Raw genomic sequence first — 25,975 nt, forward strand, 5'->3', positions numbered from 1 at the left:
AGCTATTGGATAGCAAAAATGCTTGGAATTATTGCTCTGTCTAGGTTAGAGTTATTTTTTCCCTTTATTTAGCGACTACTCTATTAATTCTGTACGTCGCCCTAACGACGGAGACCCTAACTGAGTTCCGAGTTCTGACTCCTAAGTACTCACATAATTATTTGTAGCAAACATTTGTCATGCTTGGTATTCCCTGTTCCCTACTTCAGGCCAAAATTTATATCTTTTTCACCAGAGGTCTATTTATCAGTATTCAACCGGACATAATATAACAGGGAACAGAGAAAGACTGTTAAACTATCAGCTCTATTCAATGAGTCAATATTTATATACCCAATTTCAATGCTAAACAGCTTATGCTAAATGTTAATATTAAACATTATTTTTCCTCAGCAGTAATTATTTAACTTTCAAAGTCCGTAAACGATTGATCGCTGCTGCCAACTCAAAACGTCGGAAGATAGCTAAATCTGCTTGTGGAAAAGGAACCAAAACATCCAAACCTTTAGATTCAATATCTACCATAATAGCATCAACAACATCTGATAATGTTCGCTCGCTATCCATGTATTGTTTTTTAGCATAAACCATAGCAGCACCGATCGCCGTTAGTTGGTCTTTGCTCACTAACTGTTCAACACTAGAGAGGTCAACATCCTCACCACCAAACACCACCTCATCAACATCTCGTACTTTTAAACGTACATCTCGTCGCCCTCGACTGGGGTCTAAACTTTCTGGTAGTGGTATCCGCGCTCGAATTTCGCCAAACTCTTCACCACCTTCAGGAGTACGACCAGTAACATACTTTTCGGCGATCTCTTTAGCTTTTTCTGTAACTTCCCTTGCTTTAAAGTTTTCCATAGCAATGATTTTATCTGCCACTTCAAAATAATCACCACTACCACCCATAACCAAAATTGTTGATACTTGATAGTCATTATATAACTGTCTTACCTTATCAATAAAAGGAGAGATCGGTTCATTATCTTTCGCAATAAGTTCTTGCATCCGGCGATCGCGAATCATAAAATTAGTTGCTGCCGTATCCTCATCTACTAACAATATAGGCGAAGTTGTAGCAATTTCTTCAGGTGGATCTTTTTTAACACCTATCTCCAAAACTTCCATAATATTTGCAGCTTGAGAGGTACTACCACTAGCATTTTCAGTAGTAAATTCAGTAGTAGAACGACCTTGAGGCAATTGATTAATAAACGGCGAAATATCTACACCTGCAACACTACGACCATCCTCTGCCCTAATTTTCACCGCTGCTGGATCTGTCACCACAAATTCACGTCCATCACCAGGAATATGGTTATAAACCCCTAATTCAATCGCTTTAAGGAGAGTAGACTTACCATGATAACCGCCACCCACAATTAAAGTCACACCTTTAGAAATTCCCATGCCAGAAATTTTACCTTGATTCGGACATTCAAGCTCTACCTCCAAAGATGCAGGAGACTGAAATGGTACTACATTCTCAGATGACAAAGGACGACTGTCAACCCCGCTACGACGTGGTAAAATTGCACCATTAGCAACAAAAGCAACCAAATTTTTTTCCACCAACTGCTTCCGTAAAGAATCTGTATCTTCTACAGTTTCTACATGACGGCGACAAGCATCAGCATCTAATTGTTCATATTTGAGACTCCGATGAACAATATAAGGCATATCATCACACAACATTTCTGCGGCCTGTCTGCCTAGAATACGACGACCATTTGCCGGTAATCCAACTATTAACCGTACTTCAACACCTTTTTGAGGATTGTTTTTTAATTTTATCGGTTTTCCTCTTTGTAAAGCGGGGTTTGAGCCAGGAGAAACAACTTTAGGAGCTGGAGGATCTATATTAGCCAAATATACCGATGTTCGTTCCAGCACTTCCTGTCCCATTTTCGTAATTGCCACCATCCCACTTTTGCCAGTGCCACGGCGTCCACTGACCTCATAAGCCATTCTGTCAAATTTACGAGTCAGGAAATCTCGTAGGGCAACTTCTCGAATTGGACTTTTATAAAGTTCTGGAGGAAAAGCAGCAACTGTATAAGGCACCTGTACCCGAAGTTTACTAGGAGCGCCAAAGGGGTCTCCCTGAATATAATCAATGATTAGGGTAAAGTCAGGAAATTCGTAACTACCTTGAATGTCTCTGTAGGCTTTGTAGTTACAGTTGTCTAGGTCTAAAAGTTTCTGCCTCAGAGTTTGTTGATTAGTCATTTTTCAGGTATCAGGTGTCATTTCAGTTATCAGTTATCAGTTATCAGTTCCTCTGGCTGTGAGCTTCCGCATTCCGCAGGAAAGTCAAAGGCTTGAAATACTGAAGTTTATTTTGTTTATTCCCCTTCAAGGGACAGGAGACCTTATTTTTTGGTCACTATTAAGATTTTGTATTTGACGATTGATCTTTTATAGTCAGTGCCTGTAAGAATACAGAGTATTTTATAGATTAGAACATATATTTAATCAGTAACCAAAAACCTTACAGTAAAATTTGTAATTATGGTCTAATGATAACCATTATTTTCCAAAATGTATAAGTTAATCCAAACCTCTAATTATACTCTTGCTCAAGTATAATATCAAGCCTAAAAATCAGAAAAAAAAGATAAGAAATATTTTACTACTGAGTATAATAGGAAAATTTCGTTGGATTTAGTTATACTGAAAGTCAGATAAAAAATTGGGTATCAGACAAACAACCAGTCCAAATATCTAAATTAACAGCAAAAAAGATAGAGCAATTCATTGGTCAAGTTTTAGGCGATCGCTATCGTATCCAATCTGTACTTGGCGGTCAAACTGGTCGTAGAACTTTTCTTGCTAATGACTTACAAACAAATTTGTTGGTTGTTGTGAAGTTGTTGCTATTCAGTCCTGACTTCACTTGGGAACAACTGAAACTGTTTGAGCGGGAAGCTGAGGTGCTGAAATTTATCGAACATCCAGCTATTCCTCAATACCTGGATTACTTTGATGTAGAGATGGGGTTAGGAAAAGGTTTTGCCTTAGTTCAAACTTATATTGAGGCTAAATCTTTTATCTCGATTTTATTTGGAACAATTAGATTTCGTATTACTCAATCAAAGATTTCTCACTCTTTGGAAATATTCGGGTTGAGGTGGTGGCAATTAACTGCACCTCGACAAAAGATTACACAAATTGAAATTACCCCCTCATATATAATACAAAGAGAGCGAAGGAGGTACTGCAAGAGTACCTCCTAAAATTAACATTTGGGTAGGAACGAAGAAATTCACAGTAGGTGATAATTTAAGATGGAATAATAATTTCGACTTGACTCCCCCTGAGCGTGATTGCCTTGCTCAGGAGTTAAGCTCCTGGCTAAATTTACCGATTAGCAGGAATTTTTAATAAAAAATTTTGACTCGCCAAAAGGTTAAAATTCAGGAAGGAAAAATCACTAAGTCTTGGGAAAAGATGAAGAATGCTTAGAGGTTGTACTCCCATCACAATGAAATTAAGTTGGAAGTAGTCAAGTATCCTAACTAACAACTCCCTACTCCCTACTTCCTGTTAATTTCTAGAATACCTTTGTCACCATCAAGATTGGCCTCAACTCCCACAGGTAAAGCAGCATTAGGACCATCGTGGCCAAAAGGAAGTTCGGAAACAATGGGAATGTTTAGATCGGACAGGCGATCGCGCAATACGTCTTCAACAGTAAACTCTGTATTATTCATAAGGCCAGGGGAACATTGACTAAACCGCCCCAGAGCAATACCATTTACCTGCTGTAAAACCCCAGCCATCCGCCAGTGGGTCAACATTCGGTCAATACGGTAAGGAACTTCATTTGTATCTTCTAAGGCTAAAATTGTCCCAGTCAAATCTGGTTGATACTTAGTGCCTAATAAATGACCAGCTACAGTCAAATTTGCAGGCATTAAATATCCCTTTGCCTGGCCTCCACCCCAACCATTGCCCTTTAAAGGTTCTAGGGAACGACCCTCTACCAAGTCAAATAGTCGTTGAATTGACCACTCTGGTTCTGCAGCTAAAGTAGTTAATAATGGACCATGAACACAGGAAAAATTGCTAATTTTACTAAAAGTCCACAACAGGGCAGTAATATCAGAAAAACCAATCAACCATTTAGGAGCAGGCAATGAAAAATCATTGAGGTTTGGCCAGTTTTCGAGTAAGCGAGTCGTACCATAACCACCCCTAGAGCAGAGAAGACCACGATAATTTTCATTACTCATCGCTGCTATTAATTGAGTGAGGCGACTTTCGTCTGTACCTGCTAAATAACCCCATTTCTCATCATAACCAGGAGTTAATTCTACTTGGTAGTCATGCGATCGCCAAATTTCCACTCCCTTTTCAAAAGCATCTAATTCTCGCAGACAACCGCTTGGTGAAATAACTTGTAGTAAGTCACCAGGTTTTAACCAATTTTGATTTAGCATATTATTATTGTAGAAGGAAAAAGGAAGAAGTTTGATTATTTATCTTCCGTTATTTGAACTATAGCAACCGTCAGGTTGATTAGGATAATTAGTGGGAGCATCTTGCTCGCGTTATGAATCATATCATGTCCCCTAGTGTCGTTTTTGTAAAAGTTAGCGTGAATATCTACAGCATATTTAAGTTTTTTCAGGCTTTTAAGCCTTCTTCCCTCTTACTTCTTCCTTACCCTTACCAAAGTTATGTTATAATTTTATCCATTCTTTCAACAGTAATGGTATTGATTGAACTAGGGACAAATCATCTAATGATATCAGCTACGATCGCCTCCGCTCCAATGAAAAGAAAGCGGTCGTTTTGCTGGCGCACAACTCCGTTAACGCTGCGCGATATGTTTGCGGAGTATGACCTAGGAAAAAGCGGAGCTTCCCGTAGGGTGGGATGGCGATCTTCGGAGCGGGTCTGCAAGAACGGGTCTCCTCGCCATATCCAATCGACCAAGAGAGAGGATGTATTTCGGTTTCTTTCCCATCTCCCCATCTCCCCATCTCCCCATCTCCCCATCTCCCCATCTTCCCATCTCCCTCTATCATTACGGCGACACCACTACCTAACTTGATTCACAACTAAAATATTACGATTTCGGTCACCTACTCGTTTATACATAAACTTATCAACACTGTCTTTTGCTAAATATATTCCTAATCCACCTATAGGGCGTTTATCTAAGGTTTGTTGTAAAGTTTCTTCTGTTACCATTTCTGCTTGAGTAGGGTCATAAGGTATGGCTGTATCTTCAATATAAACAGTTAAATTGTGCTCATTTATTTCTGCTTGTACAGAAATATCTCCTGCTAAACCAGCTTTATCATAGCCATGAGTAATAATATTTGTTGCTATTTCATCTACTGCTAAACGTAATTTATATGATGCTTTTTTTTCTAAACCAGCTTCTTTTCCTGCCGACATAATATACTGACCAATTTTTCCTAAAGAGTCTAGGTTAGCTGACACTATTAAAGGTTTCATAATGCTCCTTTTTTTTTAGTTTTTTTTAGTAATAATTTTCATCTTTTGTGTGGCGGGTTTAATACCCCATCGTCACCCGCAGTCCTTAAAATTGTTTTGGGTTTGAATCCCACCATGCAATTCTCCCTTCTACCTCCCCCCTTTGAAAGGGGGGAAGGGGGGGATACCTTCTGCCTTATGCCTTCTTCAATAATTTCGACGCACCGCTAATATTGTAATATCATCAAATTGTGGCGCATCATCCATATAATTAAATAAATTATCTTTAATGCGTTCCATCAATTCTGAGGCAGAATTAGCAGATTTTTCTACTATTTCTTTTAGCTTATTATCTGTAAATAACTTTCCATCAGGAGATTTTGCCTCAGTTACTCCATCAGTATAACCTATTAATATATCTCCCCTTTCTAAATGAACCTGCTGAATTCCAAACTGCATATTTGGCATCATTCCTACCGCAGGACCAGTAGAATTTAATAGTTGTTTTATTATACCATCTTGATTAACAATAAATAGCGGTTCATGTCCTCCATTAATATAGCTGAGTATACCCGTTTTCGGATCTAGCACCCCAAAAAATAATGTGGCAAACATACTCATTTGCCAATGTTTTTCTGCAACATAGTTGTTTGTAAGACGAACAGCTTGAAGAGCATTCTGGTGAGCTAAGTTAGTTGCATTTGACTCACCTATCCAATCAGAATTTTTAGGTTTATGTGCTTGAAGTATAGGAGCTGCTGTTCCTCGGAATTGAATTTCCCCAGAAAAAATACGAATTAAGCTGCGGAATAGAGCCATAAATAATGCTGCCCCTACTCCTTTATCACAAACATCTGCAATTACTAATCCTATTTGATTGTTATCAAATGTGAAAGCATCGTAAAAGTCTCCTGCCACTTGCTTTGCTGGATGAAAACAAGCAACTATTTCCCAATCATCCAACTTAGGAAGATCGTAGGGAAGAAAGTCTATTTGAATCTGTCTACCCTTTTCCAATTCATTGTCTAGAGCTTTAGAATAAGTATCGAGTTGCCCATAAAGTCTGGCATTTTCTAATACTAATCCGATGTGTTCCGCTATAGCTTGCATTGACTCTGCCATTCTCAAAGTAAAATGATTTGTTTGAGAATGCAGCAAGGTAATGATACCAAGCAACTCTTTTTTTCCATTGATAATTGGAACACCCAATGCTGAACGAACTATATAAGGTTGATCGGGTAAAGTCAACCAGCGGTCGTCTTGTTCGGTATCTGTAATTAGTCCTAGCTCAAGGTTGCGACTTACCCAACCTGCTAACCCTTTATCTAAAACATTACCAATTAATTTAGCACGTTGTTCTGGAGTTACTTCCGCGCGAGTCAGAATAGCATCTATAATTTTTCCAGATGCGGGATCTAGTAAAAATAAACTTCCTTTCTCCGCATTACAGGATACATCAGCACAAACATCTAAAGTTTTTTGTAAAGCTCCTCTAATAATTCCTCCTGGTGAGCAATGACAACCTCTTGTGACTTCTATCAGTATTTTTTGAGCGAGTCGGAAAGCCACCATTTCATCTTGGAGTTTAGTCATCTCCTGACGTAGTGAGTCTATTTCTGCTCTCAAGTTTTCTTCTGTAGATACCATTGTTTCTAATACTCTTAGCCTTATTTTTAGGTAGTCCTGCATAGTAATTGTATACAGGAAAAAGGAATATATGGTATGGGAGCAAGATGCTCCCACTGCTATGCAGCGTCCCTTTGGCTCTGACTAAAATGGTGAAAAGTCAACTTAATCTCATAAATTCAAAGCCTCCATCCCCGTGTCTCCGTGTCTCCTGTGTCTCCGTGTCTCCGTGTCCCCGTGTCTATCGAGAATGAAACAGCCCTGGGGGGTAGGGGGGATGTCTTCAGCATAGCTGCCTTGTTCCATCTACGGGGGAACGGTTGTTCGCCCCCACTACTGACTATTTCTTCAATGCATAAATTTTATTTAAATATTCTCTATCTTAGCTGCATCATATTCATCCAGTAAATAAATACTTTGATCGAAACCTGTTTTCTTGATGGTATCCAGCACCATTTCTTGAACACCTACCATATAAATATCAACACCTGTGCCCATTTTTTGTTTAGAGAAAATCAATACCCGGAGACCCGCACTTGCCATATACTCTAGGTCATTCATCATCAAAACAAGTCTTTTCGGACTTTCGGCTGCTGCTTCCTCTACTTTTTCCTTAAAAGCTGGAGCAGTAGACCCATCTAGCTCTCCAGATAAAGTTATTTTAGCGATGCCGTTTGTTGTTTCTAGATTTGCTGTAAAAGCCATAATTTTCCCTTATTTATTAATTTCGTCGTAATTTATACTACTGAGCGATATTTTTGGTTTTTCTATCATATCATTAGCGAGGGAACAGGGAACAGGGAACAGGGAACAGGGAACAGGGAACAGGGAACAGGGAACAGGGAACAGGGAACAGGGAACAGGGAACAGGGAACAGGGAACAGGGAGAAATAATTGATTTTATTTTGGATTTTTACTAGATGTCTAGCGATAAAAAAACTTTCCCTTTCTTCTTTCTTCCCTCCTGACTCCTTCGTCTCAACCAAACATAATATTATTTTCCTACCAGAATAACTACTGAGCGATCGCCAAGTAATAACCCATGCTGATTTTCCAAAACAGGTTCTTTACCAGGTTCCCAAACATCTTCTGGCGATGGACAGGCAGTATTAGCAAAAACGTGCCACTGCATTCCTTGTGGCAAACCAGGAATTTCAAACCAAAGACTTTCCCAGTGCATATTCATTGCGACATAAATATAGTTATCTGTCTGTTTTCCTTCTTTAGCGTGTTTGCCACAGAGCATAAAAGCAATAGTACGACAGCTTTCAGACCAATCTACATTCCACGCCTGGGTTCCATGCCAAGTAATATCTGCATAACCACTACCAATATAATCTTGATTTCTGAAATGGTTGCGATTTCTTAATACTGGATGTGCTTTCCTAAATGCAATGCAGTTTTTCACAAATCTAAATAACTCAGCATTAGTTTTGAGAAATTCCCAGTTAAGCCAATTTAGTTCCGAGTCATGGCAGTAGGTATTATTATTACCATGTTTACTACGTCCTATTTCATCTCCCATCAGCAACATAGGCACACCTTGACTAACCATCATAATCGCGATCGCATTTCGCATCTGACGGCTACGCAAAGCATTAATTCCCGGGTTATCTGTCCAACCTTCTGCCCCACAATTCCAACTTTCGTTATCATTAGCACCATCATTATTATTTTCGCCATTAGCTTCGTTATGTTTCCCATTGTAAGAAACCATATCGGCCAAAGTGAAACCATCATGGGCGGTAATAAAATTAATAGATGTTGCCGGAGCGCGACCTTGCCAAGCATATAAGTCTGGGGAACCTTGTAATCTTTGTGCCATTTCCCCTACAGTACAATCACCTTTAATAAATTTGCGAATTGCATCGCGATACTTACCATTCCATTCTGCCCAACGTCCAAAAGCTGGAAAAGAACCTACTTGGTATAAACCTCCTGCATCCCAAGCTTCTGCAATCAATTTACAGTTAGCTAAAATTGGGTCAAAAGCCAGGGTTTCTAAAAGTGGAGGATTTGCCAATGGTGCCCCCCAGGGGTCACGACCAAGAATTGAAGCTAAATCAAACCGGAAACCATCAATATGATATTCACTTGCCCAATAACGCAAACAATCTAATACCACACCACGAACGATGGGATTATTACAGTTAATCGTATTACCACAGCCACTAAAGTTATAGTAATAACCTTCGGGTTTTAGCATATAATATACTTTATTGTCAATACCCCGGAAAGAAATTGTCGGACCGTTTTCATTCCCTTCTGCCGTATGATTGAATACAACATCTAAAATCACTTCAATTCCATTTTTATGCAGTTCTTTAATTAGAGTTTTTAACTCATCCATCTGCATCCCTGACTTGCCTGTAGCTGCATAACCTGCTTTTGGGGCAAAAAATCCGACCGTACTATAACCCCAATAATTGTAGAGCATTTCTCCTGTAATTGGGCCGGGGCGGGAATTTTCAAACTCATCAAATTCATAGATAGGCATCAATTCTACTGAATTAACACCCAATTCTTTGAGGTAGGGAATTTTTTCGCGGATGGCAGCAAATGTTCCGGGATGTTTGACTCCAGAAGAGGGATGAGCGGTAAAACTACGAACGTGCATTTCATAGATAATTTGGTCTTCTGGTGGAATTTCTAGAGGACGGTCATTTTCCCAGTCAAAATCATCATAAGCAATTCTCGCTCGATGTTGATAATTGTCATCCCAGTTAGGAAAAACTCCCCAAACATCCCGACCCCCAATAATCTTAGCGTAGGGGTCCATGAGAATTTTATTCTTGTCGAACCATTGACCTTCCTGGAAGTTATTTGGTCCGTCCATCCGGTAGCCATATTCAATATTTTCTATATTCAGGTCGAAGACAATCATACAATAAACGTTCCCAATTTTAAATTTTTCAGGAAAGGGAATTTCTGCCATTGGTTGGAGAGCACCTTTTTGAAACAATACCAATGTACAGGATGTGGCATTAGAGGAGAATATAGAAAAATTCACTCCTCCAGGCACCAGAGTTGCACCAAATGGGAAGGGTTTCCCACTACGCAGTTTGAAGTCACCGTGACTGTCGGTAGGGTGAATATCAATACGATCTAATTGCATGACTTTTGATTAAATAGATGGGGGAATAGGTTATTGGTTCTCGGTTGTAGGTTTTAGGTAAGCTAAGAAGCATTTAGATTTTATCAGGAATTACGCATGAACGCTATTGGTAGTGGACTGACACACCTTAAATGGTGCATTAGAATAGCCAGCCAAAAGTTACTATTGCCAAGACAAGCGATCGCTCTTCAACAGGCAGTCAAAAGAGAAACTTGGCTTTGTGGCGAAGTTGGAAGAAAAGCTCTCAGAGAAGCGATCGAAATGGTAAGGGAGAATACATCCGCAGGTTTTAAACTCCTTAATTGTGCTAACCGTTCTCCCGATACTCCCTGGATACCTATAGAAAAATGGAATAATTTAACACCTGAACAAAGAACAAAATTTTTACCTCTTTGCCCTGATTTTTTAATCGAATTAATGTCACCTTTCGACAGCTTGTCTGAAACCAGAGACAAAATGAAAGAATATCTGGAAAATGGAATGCAGTTAGGTTGGTTGATTAATCCCAAAAATTAGCAACTATAAATTTATCGTGCTGGTAAAGATGTGGAAATATTAGACTCGCCTCAAACATTATCTGGTGAGGATGTTTGATCAGGGTTGGTTTTAGATATGTCAGTAATTTGGTAGTTAATTAGAATTAAAAATATTACTAATTTAGCTAAAAATTTATAACGCTTTTGAGATGGATGAACTACAATAAATTCAAAATACCAACGCGATTAAAAAAAATTGATTAAACATCCATACTACTGTAAAAGAGAAAAGATATAGTAGTCGAAGGAAAGGTTAAAATATATCAAAAGCTTAAAAATCAGACAACACCAGATTTTTTCTTCCTCCTTCTTCCTTCTGCTATAACTGAAAATTGATATAAACATAAAATCTGATGACTAATATTCAAGGTACACCAGGTATTGATTTTCTCAGTGGCACTCCTGAAGATGACATAATTGCTGCTTTGACAAGTAAAGATATTGTTCAAGGTTTCGGGGGTAATGACCAAATTTTCGGCAATCAGGGAACTGATGTCCTTCAAGGTAATCAAGGGGATGATATTATATACGGTGGACAAGATGCTGATACAATTTTTGGAGGGCAAGGAAATGACTTGATGTTTGGAGATTTTGGCCCTGACTGGTTAATTGGTGACTTGGGCAGCGACACTATGAGTGGAGGTGAGGGTGATGATTTATTTGCTATTGGTAGACGTGGGGGTCTATCTTCTACTGGTGCGGTAAATATTACAGATGCAGATGTAATTACTGATTTTGGTAATGGTGGCGATCGCCTAATCCTAACTGGTGGCTTACAATTTAGTGAGTTGAATATTATTTCTTCTGAGAGTAATACTATTATTCAAGACCGAGTAACGGGAGAATATTTGGCAGTTTTGTCAGGGGTGACAAGTCTTGAGGAGTCAAGTTTTAGTTCTATTTTTGGTGAGGTGGAGTTGGGTCAAATGTTACCTATTTCAGCACAGGCAAGTTTTTCTGGTCAAACGGTTAGTTTGGAGGTGGCACAAACTCCACTTGAACAGGGAATAGGTTTAATGTTTAGGACTGAGTTGCCAGAGGATCGAGGAATGTTGTTTGAGATTAACCCTCCTCGGACTGTGAATTTTTGGATGAGAAATGTGTTTATTAATCTGGATATGGTGTTTCTGAGGAATGGGGAGGTACAGGCAATTTTTTCTAATTTACCTCCTTGTGAATCTGAACCTTGTCCTACTTATGGACCTAATGTTCCTGTGGATGGAGTGATTGAGTTGAGGGGGGGAAGATCTACTGAGTTGGGTTTAAGGGTTGGCGATCGCTTGGATATTCAGCCTGTTTTTTTGGCTATCTAATTTTTTGTGTTTTGATGGTTAGCCTAATTAAGTGCTGTTTTTTTTGTTGAATAAAAAGTCATGTGTATAGACAGGGCAACCCTTATAGTTTTATACTACCACAATTTTTTTGTTTATTCCCAGGGAATTTACCCTAATTTTTTTGAGCTTCAGAAAATGAAACAAACAAATTTTTCTGGCTTTAGGATATGAGAACTTTGTATTTCTTCAGTTATGGAAAATATCTCTAGTTCTCAAGATATGGCGAACTTCTCCAGATCATCCATCGCCACATTCTATGTATAAAACTCTGTGATCCTGTTTTTGGGTTGAATCAAAAGTCATTTATATAGGCGAGCTTAACCTTATAAATTTATACTATCACAGTTTTTTGTTTATTCCCAGGGAATTTCCTCTAATTTTTTTGAGCTTCAGAAAATGAAACGAACAAATTTTTCTGACTTTAGCAGTTGAGAACTTTCTAGTTTTTCAGTTATGGAAAATATCTCTAGTTCTCAAAATATCAGCAAGAGTAGGACAAGAAATTGGTAGTTTAAAAGTAGCTGGATTAACTGGATTTTGATATGTAAAATGACGATATTCTAAACAAAATCTATCCCAAGCAGCTATTTGAATTTGAAATACTACAATTATTAGTTCTATCAACCAAGGAGACAAATTAAACTGGAAATATATTCGCTTCTTCAGATATGCACAAATTTCCGTAATTGCCTGATTAACTGTAACTGGTGTATTTCCCAAAACTAATTTCTGAAGTTCCTGAGACTGGGGTGGGTTTTCTACTAGATAATTAACGACTCTAGCAATATCCTCAGCATGAATAAAATGGAAACTACCATCAGCTTTTAACCACCGAATTAAACCAATATATCTAATTATTTCTGGTAAACCAGAGGAAAGATGAGAATAAGGTTTTTTGTCATCTCCACCTAAAACTAAAGTAGGAAAAAGACAAGTTAGAGGAGGTACATTTTTGAGTAGAGATAACTGATACATACAGTCATATTTAGATCGTATATAATCAGTGCCAATTTCACCAGCTTTTTTAAGTAATTTATTTTGACTATCAAGAATACTAGCTGTAGAAAAATAGATAATATTTTCACATACTTCTGGATTAAGTAATTTGACTAATTTAATTGTTTTGACAACATTTATATCAAATACTTCCTGTAAGTTTCCCCAAGCAGTAGCAATGAGAATAGCTACATTAATTTCTGAAAGTAAGTCTGAAAATCTTTCAATTTCTCGGAGATTTGCTGTTAAAAGATTTACACCCGAACGAGCTTTATAATCAACTTTTAACTTTTCCGGACTTCGTACTAATAAGAAAAGTTCGTGTTGAGTATTTTGAATTAATGACTCAACAATATAGTGACCGATGCACCCACTAGCACCCGTTACAAAAATCCGTTTATGGCTCATAAAAAAATATTTTAAGTTTTAGATGATAGGTAAAATTCCGGTTATAAGTAATTTTTGACTCTTGATACTATCTTCTAAGACTATAGCAATTGAAGAAGGAGACAGGAGACAGGAGACAGGAGACAGGAGGAAAATTACATGGGGATTCTAACCCCAAGTAATTTTGAACACCGTGTAGACGGTGGGGTATTAAACCCACAAAGAAAATGATAAATTTTATGTATCCACAGAGGTGTACCCTCTTTTTTAGCTATTTTAGGTCAAAAATTTGGATTTTAGCTAAGGGGAAAAATCGGAATATGTAATACCATTTATCAAAAACTTTTCTACTTTTTTTGAGTAGGGGGGTAGGGGAGTAGGATAGCAGTAAAAATAAGAATAATTAACATTGAATTGGCTCAAATCACCAAAAAAGTGATAAAGCCAGTATTAAGTAATTAATAACTGAAGTGTTACATAAGTATAGAATCAATCCATGGGAATTGGTATAATACTAATTTCATCGAATAATATTATAAATAATAGGAGTAATTGTCGGAATTTCTTTTTGATGTCCGTCAGAGTGCAAGGCAAAATACCCTGCCTAAATCAAGTTTCACATTTGTTACCAAGAAACTAAATGATGAGATAAATAAGGCAATAGCAAAAAATCAATTATCCAATTCTTAGACTCTCTTTACTCCCTACTCCCTGCCCCTCTAAGTTCAGTGCAATGAGATTTTTTTTACTTGGAAGTCCCTAATAATCCCTAATAAGTTGAATAATATAGCAGTTGCCATTATTGTATTTGACATATCAAAAGCTTACCGAATAATTAAGTTTGAAAGTCTCTCCTTTAAAGGAGAAAAAAAGCGGTCGATCTTCGGAACTTTCCGAAGGGTTGGATGGCGATCTTCGGAGCGGGTCTGCAAGAACGGGTCTCCTCCGCATATCCAATCGACCAAGAGAAAAAAAATTTTCCCTATCGCGTCAATCCTCTTCTTTTCAAGGAGAGGTAATATCAAATCCGGTAGCATCGGTATAAAATCTTTTGAAGTAGGAGTCAGGAGTCAGTCCTCAGGAGTCAGGAGGGAAAAAATTTATGAAGATTTGGTAATGGTGAAGATAAAGAATGTTTTTATACCGAATTAAACGGATTTGATATAATTATTAATTGTTGAAAGTGCTTTTCATTTAAGTAGACCACAAAATTAATTATTTTGGGGTAGGGAGTAGGTAGTAGAAAAATGCACCGTTTCTGAATAAATGTATGATTTCACAGAAGGACTGAGTCAGGAGTCATTAGGTAGAAAGGAGTTTTTCGGTGACTAAATAGAAAGAAATAGGTATAGTTTGCACTATTGTTTTGGCTGAAAACTTACTCAAAGTTGACTTTCATTCCTTACTTCAGCAACGCCAAAAATGCTTTTGGGTTGCCCGTACTAACTGTAGTCTACCGAAATGAAAACCGCTATAAAACTCAGACAACACAATATTTTTCTTTCTTCCTTCTTCCCTCTTCCTTCTTCCCTCTTCCTTCTTCCCTCTTCCTTCTGCTATTAATATAGGGGCGAGTATAAACCCACCCCTAGACAAAACAAAAATTAATGGAAATCTTACATAAGGTTGAATTTAATTAAGCAGTTACTGCTAGTAAATTGCTGACCTCTTTGGCAGTTTTAAAGAAGAACTCTACATTTTCTTCAGGGGTCTTTTGCAAAACACCATGTCCTAAATTTAATATATGACCTTGGTTGCCTGCTTTGCGGATAGTTTCCAAAATGCGAGATTTGATAAACTCTTTAGAACCAAAAAGTACGCCGGGGTCTATATTTCCCTGTATGCCAATATTTTTACCTAGTCGCTGTCTTGCTTCGCCGATGTCTACTGTCCAATCTACACTAACTATATCAACACCAGTTTGGGGCATTCTCTCTAACAATCCAGCACTGCCATTAATATAAAGAATAAAAGGTGTGTTTGGATGAGTTGCCTTAACCTGTTGGACTACTCGTTTTTGATAAGGCAAGGCAAAAGTTTCATAATCTTGAGGACTAAGTTGACCTGCCCAAGAATCAAACATTTGGATGACTTGTGCTCCACTATTTATCTGGTAACGAGCATAAACGGCGATCGCGTCTGCTAGTTTGCCAAGAAACTGATGCAACATTTCTGGTTCGCAAAAGGCCATTCTTTTGATAAAGGTATAATCCTTACAACTTTTACCTTCTATAGCATAAGCGGCTAATGTCCAAGGTGCCCCAATAAAGCCTAAAATTGCTGCTTCGTTCTTAACTTCTCTTTTGAGAATTTGTAAAATTTCTCTGATAAAAGGTAGAGACTCTTCTGGTTCGATGGGATGAAGTTGGTCAATTTGAGATTGAGTGCGAATAGGAGGGTCAATTATTGGTCCTTTACTTTCGACTATATCAAAATCAATGCCTATTGCTGGAAGTGGGGTGAGGATATCTGAGAATAAAATTACTCCATCAGGTTTAAATGCGTGGAAAGGTTGCAGAGATATTTCCACAGCAATATCTACGTTTTCGGAACGCTCGCGAAATGAGGGGTATTTCTCTCGTAAATCTCGATAAGATTTCATGTAACGTCCTGCTTGTCTCATCATCCATACAGGTGGACGGTCTAAGACTTCACCCTTAGTTGCTCGTAATAAATATGGTAGTTGGCTTGATTCGGCCATCTTTATTTTACCTTCTACTTCTCAAATTTTTTATCTAAATAGCTAGCAAAGCATAAGGTTGGGACATAACAAAAGTCTCAAACTCAAATTTTCAAGATAGCCTTTCCCTTTTGCCTTCTGCTATATCAGTATCAGTAGGTCAATATGATTGTCCTGATTAGTTAAGTTTACAAGGACGTGACATCTGTGGAAATAGTAGACTTTGGATTGTAACGAAAGTTTACTATTAAGAAAGGGAATAGGGAGTAGGGGATAGGGGACAGGCAAAAAATATTTATTCGGAGTTGTGTCATATTAATCACTGAACTTGCTGTAAGTTATAAGAATTCGTCACTAAAATGATTAAAAAAAATGGTAGTTCGTCATAGTAATGGTATCTGAGTTAATCTTGATATTTACCTAAATTTTGATTCCTCTAAATATCCAAGAGTATTTTGATAATGAGTTGCGAAAAAATTATTTTCCCCTAGCTTCTACAATTACTTTTCACCAGTACCAAAAAAATTACTTAATCTGGCTTTTTACCAAATATCTGAAGTTTTGAGAAAGTTTAGTATTTTTGTTGGGAATTGGTATCAGACTAATTTTTATATAAATATGGATTGGTATATTTTGTGTATCTACAAATTATCAGGAACCTCTAGTTTAAATTGCCAAATTTTTAATCAATTCTGGTCTTAAAGAACAAAGTTTAATTACTATAGCAATTCCCAAGAAGAGTGAGGTAAAGAATTCGTTGATTTTAGGGAGTAGGGAGTAGATCCTAGTAATTGGGGAAACTGAGAACAGACAAGAAGAAAAACAACTGTTATTGCTCGGGAGTAGGGAGTAGTTGCATACAACGTCCGTACAGAGTAGTAATTCGGGAAACTGGGAATAGAAAAGAAGAAAAATAATTGTACTTCAGTAACTTGATAAACGCTATATATTTGGTAGATATAAAAATTATCAGGAAGCTCAAATTAAAATTGCCGTCTTCAAGAAGAAAGTTTAATTACTATTGCTATTTAATTGTCTGTATTGTTTGTGTAAAGTACTTATAGTTTAGTTTTGCATCTGTTATTGCTCGGGAGTAGGGAGTAGTTGCATACAACGTCCGTACAGAGTAGTAATTGGGGAAACTGGGAATAGAAAAGAAGAAAAATAATTGTACTTCAGTAACTTGATAAACCCTATATATTTGGTAGATCTAAAAATTATCAGGAAGCTCAAATTAAAATTGCCGTCTTCAAGAAGAAAGTTTAATTACTATTGCTATTTAATTGTCTGTATTGTTTGTGTAAAGCACTTATAGTTTAGTTTTGCATCTGAAAGTTTTTAATATATTCTTTGAATAAGGAAGGTAGGCTAAATAAGCTATTGTTAGTTTTTATTTGATGTAATAAGTATCGTCTTTTCAGGGATTGTAATCCATTGACAATATCTATAGAGGACAATGAGCAGGATTTTTTTAAGTCTTCTATTGAAACATTTTCATCGCATTTACTTATTGTTAAAACTATTTGTTTTTCTACGTCTGACATTCTCTGATATGAGGTGTCGAAAAGTAGTTTCATTTCTTCTGTGATAATTAAGTTCCCTTCAGCTATCAATTGAGATACTAGGTCTTGAAAGATATCTTTGATTAAAGTACATATATATTGTAAGTATAAGGGATTGCCTATATACATATTGTTTAAATTCAACCAATTTTCTCGGTCTTGTAGTTTATATTCTTTGATTATTTCTATTCCGGCTGAATTATCTAAGCTTCCTAATTCTAGACATTGAATTGGATATAATTCTCGGTCTAAGGCTGTCATTTCCTGAGCTTTTTCTTGACTAATTAATATTACACAACTTTAGCAATTACAAAATTTAGCAGAAGCAGGAAAAAATCCCCAGGAAAACAAACAAAAAGCAAAAGGAGTAATTAGATTTTTTAAAGGCTTATTTACAGAGTTACCTAAGACGGCAAAATTAATCGAGCAGTGGGAAAAATTATTACCAGCTATCGCTAGTTTCTTTTGATTTGAAAATTAGGATATATCAGCAAATCTTCAGATGACGAAAAGACAACTAAATTGGCGATGAATTAAAATTTATTCCCGACTTTGATATATGAGAAAATTCCGACAAAAAACTTACCACTTGTAGGTTGGGTTGAGGAACGTTAGCGGAGCTTATCCGTAGGATAAACCAAACAAAAATAGAGGTGTATTTCGACTTTTTTCATCTTTCTTTTGCTATGTATGTTGGGTTAAGCGGTAGCGTAACCCAACCTACGGTATTCCCGATTTTTACAGGTCATAAAATTAGACAAAAAATTTACCATTTGTCGGTTGGGTTGATAAAAAAACTCAACAAAAATAGAGGAGTATTTCGATTTTTTTCATCTTTCTTTTGCTATATATATATGTTGGGTTGCGCTGTCGCTTAACCCAACCTACGGTATTCCCGACTTTTACAGGTCATAAAATTAGACAGAAAATTTACCATTTTTCGGTTGGTTTGACAAAGGAAACTCAACAAAAATAGAGATGTATCTCAATCTTTTTTCCTCTTGCCTTTTACTGATAACTAATAACTGAAATTACCCTCACTCTATTTCTTTATTTCCAAGTTCAAACCCATTGTCTTTAACATAAACATAAGGAATAGTTGTGGCTTTAAAATCAACTATATTAGCTGCATTTTGTACCCACTCACAATAAAGTGGGTTTAATTGTTGATAAATTTGTTTGAGATTTTGTATTTCTGCTTCAAGTTGATTAGCTTTTTCGTTGACTTTTTTCACTTGCTCCTGTAATTGTTTTCCCCCTTGATAAACTTTTTCTTGTAGTTCATGCCATTCTAGTCGAGATTTTTTTGGTGCTAATGTAGTTTTTTTCTGATTAAGTTGTGCTTCTAATATTTTGAGAGATTGATTAATTTCTTGTAATTCTTCTTGCCACTTTGCAGCTTCTTCAGCATTTTTTTTGTGAAATTCTGCTAGTGTTTCAGGAGTATTATTTGGAGGAAAACTCACATCTATTCGGAAAGAAGAACGTTGATGACGAAGAGTATCTACTTCGGTCTGTAAAGTTTCTACTTCGGTCTGTAAAGTTTCTACTTCTGATTTGAGTTCTGCTATATTTTCTTTCATATATTTGAACAGGATTTAATCTAGTCGTTCAGGAACTACTATATATCCGGTGGTGTCATCGCCCAAAACTAAATTTTTTGCTTGACCCCAATACCACCAGTATGCACCAATATAAGCACAGATTAAACTATCTAATTTATCTTCTGTAATTTTGAGGGTAGCTATACTATTGATATTTTCAGTATCTAGGAAATTTTCGGAAATTTCTAGAGTTGGTTCGAGGGTAGTTAAGATATTTGTTATGTATTGGTGCAGTTTCAAAAGTTCTGATTTACGGTCTGCTAATTTCCCTTTTTTGTATTTCATAATTTTTTCTAAACTAAATAAATTAACTATAGCTGGATGAGGATAAACTTCGATTTGAAAACGTCCTGGTTGTTGCGGTTCAATTGTTGGTGCATGAATAAATCCTTTAGCTGTCAAACTCATGCCAAAATTCACGGTTTTCTGAGCAAAAGGACGGTTAAGATTTGCTGGATAACATCCCGCATGATAACGACCAAAATATTTATGAGTAAGTTTATCTGGTAGTCTAGTTCCTGTTTGATTGGGAATTATTGTTGGAGCATCTACGGCAATTAGAGCAGGAGTTGGTAAAGGAGTAAAATTATCAATCCAATTGAGAATATCTTCAGTTTCTAATATGCAGTCTAAGTCTAATATATTTAATTTTTTGTCTGAGTATTGTAGACAGCACAAACCACTTTTTCCCGAACTCCAACCGAGGTCTATTCCTATAAATTTCATAGTGTTGTTTTGGTAAATAGGGTTTGCTGAAAAAGTATTTTTTCAGGGTAATTTAAGTCATCAGTTATCAGTACCTATACAACAAGGAGGCTTTGAAGTAAACATTTCCTCCGGAATGCTGCGCAAACAGCCGTCAGCTCTCAGCTATCAACTAATATCTACTATTTGTCAATGACTAGAATTACTTGGGTATTTGTACTTGTTCAAAATTTGTTTTTTTTGAGGCTATACCTCTCGGCTGAAAATTGGCATATTTGAGGTGTTATTAACGTAAATACTAGCTTGTAGCCTTGTATTGAAGAGTCTATTCTTAGGTGTAGGCACAACATTGGCACAATATCTTATGTACAAACTATGTACCAAATCGCTGAAACAACGCAAGTTCGTGAAATATTTTGTAATAATTTGGGGAAAATTAGACTACTTTGATTTAGATAAATAATATTAAAAGCTGATTTGATTAGTCAAAAAGGCCATCTGGGAGTAAATCCCGGAAGGCAGGTGCTATGTTAGCGCAGCTCCTCTGTCAAGAGGCAGCAGAAAGCCCCTAACAGTGATGTTAGGGAATCCCGCGCTGTCTCGTAGAGCAGCGTCGGGAGGATGTCAATCAGTGTTATACCAATGCAAAAAATAATGCAAGACCTTGCTCAAGGCTTAATTTATTAAGTAATAAGTAAGTAAGAGCAATGTTTTTAGTGTGTATTATTCTTCTGTTTACTACTCCCCTACTCCCCTACTCTCCTACTCCCTAACACCAAATTTTTTTCATTATTGTCTTTGATAAGTTCTATTGAGGGAGAAAATTGTTCAACGATTATATTAGGAATAGCTTTGCCTAAAGTAATCGCCCTAGCTGCCATAAACATTGCTAAAGCTAACCATAATATATGATTACTTTTTAACAACCAACCCACCATAGCAAAGGGTAAAAATCCTACTAAACTAGCAATTAAAGTAGAATTGCGCAATAAACTTCCTTGAGTTAAACCGAGAAAATATCCATCTAACATATAAGCCATTCCCCCAAACCCCAAAACAGGTATTAGCCAAAAAACATAACTATTAATATTGTGAATAATTTCAGTATGATTAGTCAACAAACCAAATAAATAGGTAGGGAATAAACAGAATACTAAAGCAAAAATCAACCCGATACTCACACTAATTATTCCTGATAATTTTACTAATATCTTTAATTGTTCTTGATTTCCTTCACCATAACTTTTTCCTGCTAAACTTTCTGTGGCAAAAGCTAAACCGTCAATAAAATAAGCAGCTAATGTCACTACCTGTAATAACAGGGTATTAGTTGCTAAAACTAGAGTATTTATGTATGAACTTAAATTAGTAAATACAGCAAAAGTAGAAATTAGGGCAAAAGTGCGAATCAGAATATCTCGATTGAGAATAAAAGTTTCTCTAATTACTTGAGGTTGCCAAATATCTTTGATTAACTGAGGAATTTCTCTCAAAGATATTAAGTTAAAAATACAAATTATGCCTACGACTAAAGTAATATATTGACTTATTGCTGTAGCACTACCCGCACCGCTACTTTCCCATCCCCAACGGACAATAAAAATATAATCTAAGATAATATTTGTGCCTTTATTAACTACTGATAATAGTAAAACTTTTCCTCCTTGTTCGAGTCCTAAAAACCAACCTATTAATACGAAGTTTAATAAGGTAGCAGGTGCGCCCCAAATTAAACTTTGATAGTAGCTAATACCACTAGCTTTTACTTCTGGAGTTGCACTAAGTAAACTAAAGCCAATTTCTCTCAAAGGATATTGGAAAATCAGAATAATTGTGCCAATAACTAAAGCAATTAAGCAGTTCCGTAGGCAAATTTGTTTTACTTCCTGATGGTTTTCACTTCCTCTAGCTTGAGCAGTTGTACCAGTAGTACCCATTCGTAAAAAGCCAAAAGTCCAGTAAATATAGTTAAATAAAACTGTGGCTAGGGAAACTCCTGCTAAATTATGAATTTCATCTAAATAACCTAAAAAAGCTAAGTCTACTAGACTTGCTAAAGGAACCATTAAATTAGATAAAATGTTGACTAAAGTTAATCGGATAAAATCATTCTTAATAAGAGACTTCATATTTTCCAAAGAGTAGATTTATCTCCCATTTTACTCACAGAAGTTAGTTATAGAGAAACAAAATTGAGATTTTAACTTTTTTTTGACAATAAACAGTCTCTGAGATAATAAAATATCTAATATTGATTTTCTTTGGAGAAAAACTAAACATGAAACTTACTCCTCAAAACTTTGCTGATATAATATCTAATATTCAGTTTCTTTTTATTCAACCCGATAATAAAATTTCTCTATGTCTTTAGAGGATAAAGCTAATTTTAACTTTTTAGGAAAATTCCTGATTTATTATGAAACTAAGATAGGTTTTAAAATTGGCGATCGCTAGCTAAAAAGCAATTTATCATTAGGTATGTCTTTAGAGGATAAAGCTAATTTTAACTTTTTAGGAAAATCCCTGATTTATTATGAAACTAAGATAGGTTTTAAAATTGGCGATCGCTAGCTAAAAAGCAATTTATCATTTCTATTAAAAATACCGAAAATCTAAACAAATACTATAGGATATTTAATCATCGTTATTTTATTTATTACAATCTAAAAAAACAATTATTCAAACTAAAACTAGCCATACTAGAAAAAAAGGATTTACCAGATTATTTATGAGGAAAAATGGCTAAACAATGTCATTTAACTAAGCGATAATTTTTAGCTTTAATTGATTGTCATAATATTCAAGAATAATATGAGAACAGACTATATTAGCAAGGGGTTTTAAATTCTCCTGAAGAGTAAAAAAACTAGAGGTAAGCATTCAGCTATTAGCGATTAGCTAGCCTCCTGTGGAGGAACTACGTTAACAGCTATTACTTTGAGTTTGCTATAAAAGCTCTTTCATTGAAGAGATGAAAATTACTACAAAAGCCAGTTTTAACTTTCTATATTCGTTGAAATATTATCCTTAAGCTTGAGGTTGGAAAAGCTGAAAGCTTAAAGCTGACAGCTAATAGCTGAATGCTTACAACTAGAGTTTATAAAAAAAAGAGATTGATATTAACTTAAATCTGTTGCCAACTTAGGTCTAAAAATATTTTTTCTTGCATACTTCTGTATGAATTTCAAATACTCTTATCTCGGTCAAATTTTACAGCTTTTCAAGATAACTTTTTTTGACTACTGATAATGGAGTCGATAAATTTTTCAAAGCCATTACTATAAAAAATGTATTGAGACATAATTATTCAACCTTCATAGGAGAAAAGTATACTCATACCATTTTATTGAAATGGTGAATTACAGTTTCTCTTAGTATATTTACCTGGTTTATAAATTTATAAAACTTTGTGCTTCATCAACTAAAAAACTGCTGTAACTATTTTCGACGATTGGGGCATTTTCTTTGGTTTTTATCTGGAGATAAATCTTCTATTTTGGCAATTTCAGGAGATTGACTTAGTTGCGTATTATAAGCGCTGAAAATAGCATAAGCAGCACTCCAAACTGTCATAAATCCCACAATGGTAATTAATGCTGTTTTAGTCAAATTTTGTTTTTGAGAAGGGGCTAATACTTCTAAAGGAATTAAAGCTTCAAGAGCTGATTCTGCTGATGAATATCTATCTTTATAATTAGGTTGTACCATTTTTTCTAGCCACATAATAAAGTCTTGACTTAGGTGCTTTACTTGCTGCTGAAAATTAATTTTTCCTGTCTCATCCATGAGAATTCCTACTTCTGTTGCTGGGGTATTTGTTAATAAACAAATTAATGTTGCACCGAGACTATATAAATCTGATGCTGTTGTTAATTCGCGATTAAACATTTGTTCTGGAGGCATAAATCCTAATGTACCTTTGACTACGCTACTAACAGCAACTTCTCCTCCTCCTATTCTGGCAAAACCAAAATCTACTAGGCTAATATTCATCTGTTCATCTATTAGAATGTTTTCTGGTTTTAAGTCTCTATGAATTACTGCTGGAATTCTGTTTTGGAGGTATTTAAGAATTTCTAGAACTGAAATTGCTATTTGTTTAATTTGTTGGGGTTGCCATTTTTGAGAGGTTGCTAAGTTTGCTAAAGAAATGGCGTTTTTATATTCCTGTACCATGCAAAAACCTGATGGTGTTTGGAAGGAATCTAAATAGTGGGGAATGTTGGGATGGTCTAGTGTTTTTAATACTTGAACTTCTCTTTCATAAGCTTGATATTCTGACCAATGCGCTCCGGTTGTAGCAAATTGAAATTGTTTTACTACTACTGTTTTTTGAGTGTTAATTTCTGTGGCAAGATAGGTTACTCTTCCACCTGCCCGGTTGTGTCCGAGTTCTTTGATTATTTGATAGCCGTAGTTGGAAAAATTGGGGTAATTAGTCATGGTAATTAGTAGGTTTTTAGTGAACAGTTCAATAATGGATAATGGATAATTGATAATTACCTCTGTCTAAAAGAAAGAGGATTAAATAAAAGGAGAAGGTTTTCTTCTTTCTCTTGAAATAGAAGGCTTTAAACCTTAATTATTCGGTAATAGGAAACAATTAAATTTTTACATTAGGTTCCGAGTCGCTATATTTTGATTATGGTTTAATTAAGTTTGGCTCTGCTTTTCTGTATTTAGAAAATATTTTTACAGGTTTGGATATTAAATAAATTAGGGGTATTAGAGTAATAGAAAGAGAGGCGATCGCTACTATTGCTGAGTCGAAAATTTATCCTAAAGTAAAGCAGTGTAGTTGAGGAATGAATTCATAAAAATGCTTAAAAGTTATAATTAAGCTAAGGTTTAGTCCTATTGTTAAAAGAGCTATAAGTCTTTTTTTTGCTTCGGATAACAATTTATCTATCAGTATATTTTGGTTCTGTTATCTTTTCTAACCAATTAATCCAACCCCTTTCTAATGGTGGTACTAAATGACGAAAAATTATCCGATAATTCGCATCAATTAAATTGCCAATATCTGTCGATTTTATCCCAGTTAATAAACAAATTAATGTCGCACCAAGACTATATAAATCTGAACTTCTTGTTAATTGACGATTAAACATTTGTTCTGGAGACATAAATCCCATCGTACCTTTAACAACACTACTTGCTGCTATTTCTCCTCCTCCCATTCTGGCAAAACCAAAATCTACTAAATAAACATTTAACTGCTCATCAATTAAAATATTTTCTGGTTTAATATCTCGATGAATAACAGGTTGTTTTTGATTTTGGAGATAGACTAAAATTTCTAAAATTGAAATAGCAATCTGTTTAATTTCTTGGGGTTGCCACTGACGATAAATTACAGCAGATTCGGCTGCAATATATTCTTGAATCATGCAGAAACCATCCGCAGTTTGAAAAGAATCTAAATATTTAGGAATTCCTGGATGATTGAGACTTTTTAATACAGCTATTTCTTGAGAGTAGGCATCATATTCTGCCCAAGTTGCTCCTAATTTGGCAAATTGAAATTGTTTAATAACTACCTTTTTTTGAGTCTTGATATTTTCAGCTAAATAAGTGACTCGCCCGCCAATATTATTGTGTCCGAGTTCTCTAATTATTTGATAGTCTTGAGAAGAAAAATTAGGGTAATTATTCATGGGTTTTTAGTAGGTTTTAAGGAACAGAGAATAGAAAGCAATTAAATTTTTACATCCGATTCTCGATCACTCCGACTACTAATAGTCATATTTCTCCCAAGGTTATGCAGTTTAGAAGTTCACAATAATATTTCCACAACAAACAAAAATTATCACCTTTCCGAAATCCATATATTACACTAAGTAGTATAATGTAACCATAAATCCTCAAAGTCGGGGAATATAGCAGTCGTCATTACTGTTACGGCATATAAAAAGCTTAAAACTCAGACAAAGCAAGGTTTTTCCTTCTTCCTTCTTCCCTCTTCCTTCTGCCTTCTGC

Annotated in this window: 19 protein-coding genes; 3 read left to right on the forward strand and 16 right to left on the reverse strand. The window is 35.8% G+C overall.

Annotated elements, in window-relative coordinates:
- Positions 1 to 399: 399 nt before the first annotated feature.
- Positions 400 to 2,232 (reverse strand): ABC-ATPase domain-containing protein, encoded by a 1,833-nt coding sequence (locus tag F6K06_RS00655; RefSeq protein ID WP_287239144.1) that lies wholly within the window; start codon positions 2,230 to 2,232, stop codon positions 400 to 402.
- 644 nt (positions 2,233 to 2,876) lie between these two features.
- Here F6K06_RS00655 and F6K06_RS33675 point away from each other — a divergent pair.
- Positions 2,877 to 3,239 (forward strand): hypothetical protein, encoded by a 363-nt coding sequence (locus F6K06_RS33675; protein WP_353734938.1) that lies wholly within the window; start codon positions 2,877 to 2,879, stop codon positions 3,237 to 3,239.
- 300 nt (positions 3,240 to 3,539) lie between these two features.
- Here the strand turns inward: F6K06_RS33675 and F6K06_RS00665 are convergent, their stop codons facing one another.
- The 6 genes from F6K06_RS00665 to glgX all read right to left on the reverse strand — a co-directional run bounded on the left by F6K06_RS00665 (position 3,540) and on the right by glgX (position 10,192).
- Positions 3,540 to 4,445, reverse strand: coding sequence for an LD-carboxypeptidase (locus tag F6K06_RS00665; protein ID WP_124146752.1), 906 nt, complete (start codon positions 4,443 to 4,445; stop codon positions 3,540 to 3,542).
- A gap of 298 nt (positions 4,446 to 4,743) precedes the next feature.
- The gene (locus tag F6K06_RS00670) at positions 4,744 to 5,007 is read right to left on the reverse strand and encodes a hypothetical protein (protein WP_161564665.1); all 264 of its coding nucleotides are present in this window, start codon (positions 5,005 to 5,007) and stop codon (positions 4,744 to 4,746) included.
- A gap of 42 nt (positions 5,008 to 5,049) precedes the next feature.
- A complete protein-coding gene (locus tag F6K06_RS00675) occupies positions 5,050 to 5,472 on the reverse strand; it encodes an ATP-binding protein (protein WP_124146753.1) in 423 nt (140 codons plus the stop codon).
- Between the two features lie 186 nt (positions 5,473 to 5,658).
- Positions 5,659 to 7,098: a GAF domain-containing SpoIIE family protein phosphatase gene (locus F6K06_RS00680; RefSeq protein ID WP_124146754.1), complete on the reverse strand. Its 1,440-nt coding sequence runs from the start codon at positions 7,096 to 7,098 to the stop codon at positions 5,659 to 5,661.
- A gap of 345 nt (positions 7,099 to 7,443) precedes the next feature.
- Entirely contained in the window at positions 7,444 to 7,782 is a 339-nt protein-coding gene (locus F6K06_RS00685) for an anti-sigma factor antagonist (protein WP_124146755.1), read from the reverse strand.
- 289 nt (positions 7,783 to 8,071) lie between these two features.
- On the reverse strand, positions 8,072 to 10,192 hold the full coding sequence (glgX, locus tag F6K06_RS00690; protein ID WP_124147545.1) for a glycogen debranching protein GlgX: 2,121 nt from the start codon (positions 10,190 to 10,192) through the stop codon (positions 8,072 to 8,074).
- A gap of 96 nt (positions 10,193 to 10,288) precedes the next feature.
- On the opposite strand from glgX, the gene F6K06_RS00695 reads away from it, so the two are divergent.
- Entirely contained in the window at positions 10,289 to 10,708 is a 420-nt protein-coding gene (locus F6K06_RS00695; protein WP_205127555.1) for a Uma2 family endonuclease, read from the forward strand.
- 373 nt (positions 10,709 to 11,081) lie between these two features.
- Positions 11,082 to 12,041: a DUF192 domain-containing protein gene (locus F6K06_RS00700; RefSeq protein WP_124147544.1), complete on the forward strand. Its 960-nt coding sequence runs from the start codon at positions 11,082 to 11,084 to the stop codon at positions 12,039 to 12,041.
- A 468-nt stretch (positions 12,042 to 12,509) separates the two neighbouring features.
- Here the strand turns inward: F6K06_RS00700 and F6K06_RS00705 are convergent, their stop codons facing one another.
- From F6K06_RS00705 to F6K06_RS00745, 9 genes are all read right to left on the reverse strand, one after another.
- Entirely contained in the window at positions 12,510 to 13,466 is a 957-nt protein-coding gene (locus F6K06_RS00705; RefSeq protein ID WP_287239129.1) for an NAD(P)-dependent oxidoreductase, read from the reverse strand.
- A gap of 1,386 nt (positions 13,467 to 14,852) precedes the next feature.
- On the reverse strand, positions 14,853 to 15,041 hold the full coding sequence (locus tag F6K06_RS00710; protein ID WP_124144757.1) for a hypothetical protein: 189 nt from the start codon (positions 15,039 to 15,041) through the stop codon (positions 14,853 to 14,855).
- Positions 15,042 to 15,081: 40 nt separating this feature from the next.
- Positions 15,082 to 16,146, reverse strand: a complete 1,065-nt coding sequence (gene hemE / locus F6K06_RS00715; RefSeq protein WP_124144756.1) for a uroporphyrinogen decarboxylase — start codon at positions 16,144 to 16,146, stop codon at positions 15,082 to 15,084.
- 1,295 nt (positions 16,147 to 17,441) lie between these two features.
- A complete protein-coding gene (locus F6K06_RS00720; RefSeq protein WP_124144755.1) occupies positions 17,442 to 17,948 on the reverse strand; it encodes a hypothetical protein in 507 nt (168 codons plus the stop codon).
- A gap of 776 nt (positions 17,949 to 18,724) precedes the next feature.
- Positions 18,725 to 19,270: a hypothetical protein gene (locus tag F6K06_RS00725; protein ID WP_124144754.1), complete on the reverse strand. Its 546-nt coding sequence runs from the start codon at positions 19,268 to 19,270 to the stop codon at positions 18,725 to 18,727.
- Positions 19,271 to 19,285: 15 nt separating this feature from the next.
- Positions 19,286 to 20,017 carry a DUF429 domain-containing protein gene (locus F6K06_RS00730; RefSeq protein WP_124144753.1) on the reverse strand — a complete coding sequence of 244 codons (732 nt, stop codon included), beginning with the start codon at positions 20,015 to 20,017 and terminating at the stop codon, positions 19,286 to 19,288.
- Between the two features lie 725 nt (positions 20,018 to 20,742).
- Entirely contained in the window at positions 20,743 to 22,125 is a 1,383-nt protein-coding gene (gene gntT / locus F6K06_RS00735; protein WP_124154830.1) for a guanitoxin biosynthesis MATE family efflux transporter GntT, read from the reverse strand.
- 1,309 nt (positions 22,126 to 23,434) lie between these two features.
- On the reverse strand, positions 23,435 to 24,439 hold the full coding sequence (locus tag F6K06_RS00740) for a serine/threonine-protein kinase (protein WP_124154829.1): 1,005 nt from the start codon (positions 24,437 to 24,439) through the stop codon (positions 23,435 to 23,437).
- A gap of 458 nt (positions 24,440 to 24,897) precedes the next feature.
- A complete protein-coding gene (locus F6K06_RS00745; protein WP_124154828.1) occupies positions 24,898 to 25,653 on the reverse strand; it encodes a serine/threonine-protein kinase in 756 nt (251 codons plus the stop codon).
- Positions 25,654 to 25,975: the final 322 nt, after the last annotated feature.

This window comes from Okeania sp. SIO1H4 (assembly GCF_010672695.1).
Lineage (GTDB): Bacteria > Cyanobacteriota > Cyanobacteriia > Cyanobacteriales > Microcoleaceae > Okeania > Okeania hirsuta.

Coding starts and splice junctions, on each gene's coding strand:
- F6K06_RS00655 (WP_287239144.1), bottom strand. CDS start 2,232: ATGACTAATCAACAAACTCTGAGGCAGAAACTTTTAGACCTAGACAAC.
- F6K06_RS00665 (WP_124146752.1), bottom strand. CDS start 4,445: ATGCTAAATCAAAATTGGTTAAAACCTGGTGACTTACTACAAGTTATT.
- F6K06_RS00670 (WP_161564665.1), bottom strand. CDS start 5,007: ATGGGGAGATGGGGAGATGGGGAGATGGGGAGATGGGAAAGAAACCGA.
- F6K06_RS00675 (WP_124146753.1), bottom strand. CDS start 5,472: ATGAAACCTTTAATAGTGTCAGCTAACCTAGACTCTTTAGGAAAAATT.
- F6K06_RS00680 (WP_124146754.1), bottom strand. CDS start 7,098: ATGGTATCTACAGAAGAAAACTTGAGAGCAGAAATAGACTCACTACGT.
- F6K06_RS00685 (WP_124146755.1), bottom strand. CDS start 7,782: ATGGCTTTTACAGCAAATCTAGAAACAACAAACGGCATCGCTAAAATA.
- glgX (WP_124147545.1), bottom strand. CDS start 10,192: ATGCAATTAGATCGTATTGATATTCACCCTACCGACAGTCACGGTGAC.
- F6K06_RS00695 (WP_205127555.1), top strand. CDS start 10,289: ATGAACGCTATTGGTAGTGGACTGACACACCTTAAATGGTGCATTAGA.
- F6K06_RS00700 (WP_124147544.1), top strand. CDS start 11,082: ATGACTAATATTCAAGGTACACCAGGTATTGATTTTCTCAGTGGCACT.
- F6K06_RS00705 (WP_287239129.1), bottom strand. CDS start 13,466: ATGAGCCATAAACGGATTTTTGTAACGGGTGCTAGTGGGTGCATCGGT.
- hemE (WP_124144756.1), bottom strand. CDS start 16,146: ATGGCCGAATCAAGCCAACTACCATATTTATTACGAGCAACTAAGGGT.
- F6K06_RS00720 (WP_124144755.1), bottom strand. CDS start 17,948: ATGACAGCCTTAGACCGAGAATTATATCCAATTCAATGTCTAGAATTA.
- F6K06_RS00725 (WP_124144754.1), bottom strand. CDS start 19,270: ATGAAAGAAAATATAGCAGAACTCAAATCAGAAGTAGAAACTTTACAG.
- F6K06_RS00730 (WP_124144753.1), bottom strand. CDS start 20,017: ATGAAATTTATAGGAATAGACCTCGGTTGGAGTTCGGGAAAAAGTGGT.
- gntT (WP_124154830.1), bottom strand. CDS start 22,125: ATGAAGTCTCTTATTAAGAATGATTTTATCCGATTAACTTTAGTCAAC.
- F6K06_RS00740 (WP_124154829.1), bottom strand. CDS start 24,439: ATGACTAATTACCCCAATTTTTCCAACTACGGCTATCAAATAATCAAA.
- F6K06_RS00745 (WP_124154828.1), bottom strand. CDS start 25,653: ATGAATAATTACCCTAATTTTTCTTCTCAAGACTATCAAATAATTAGA.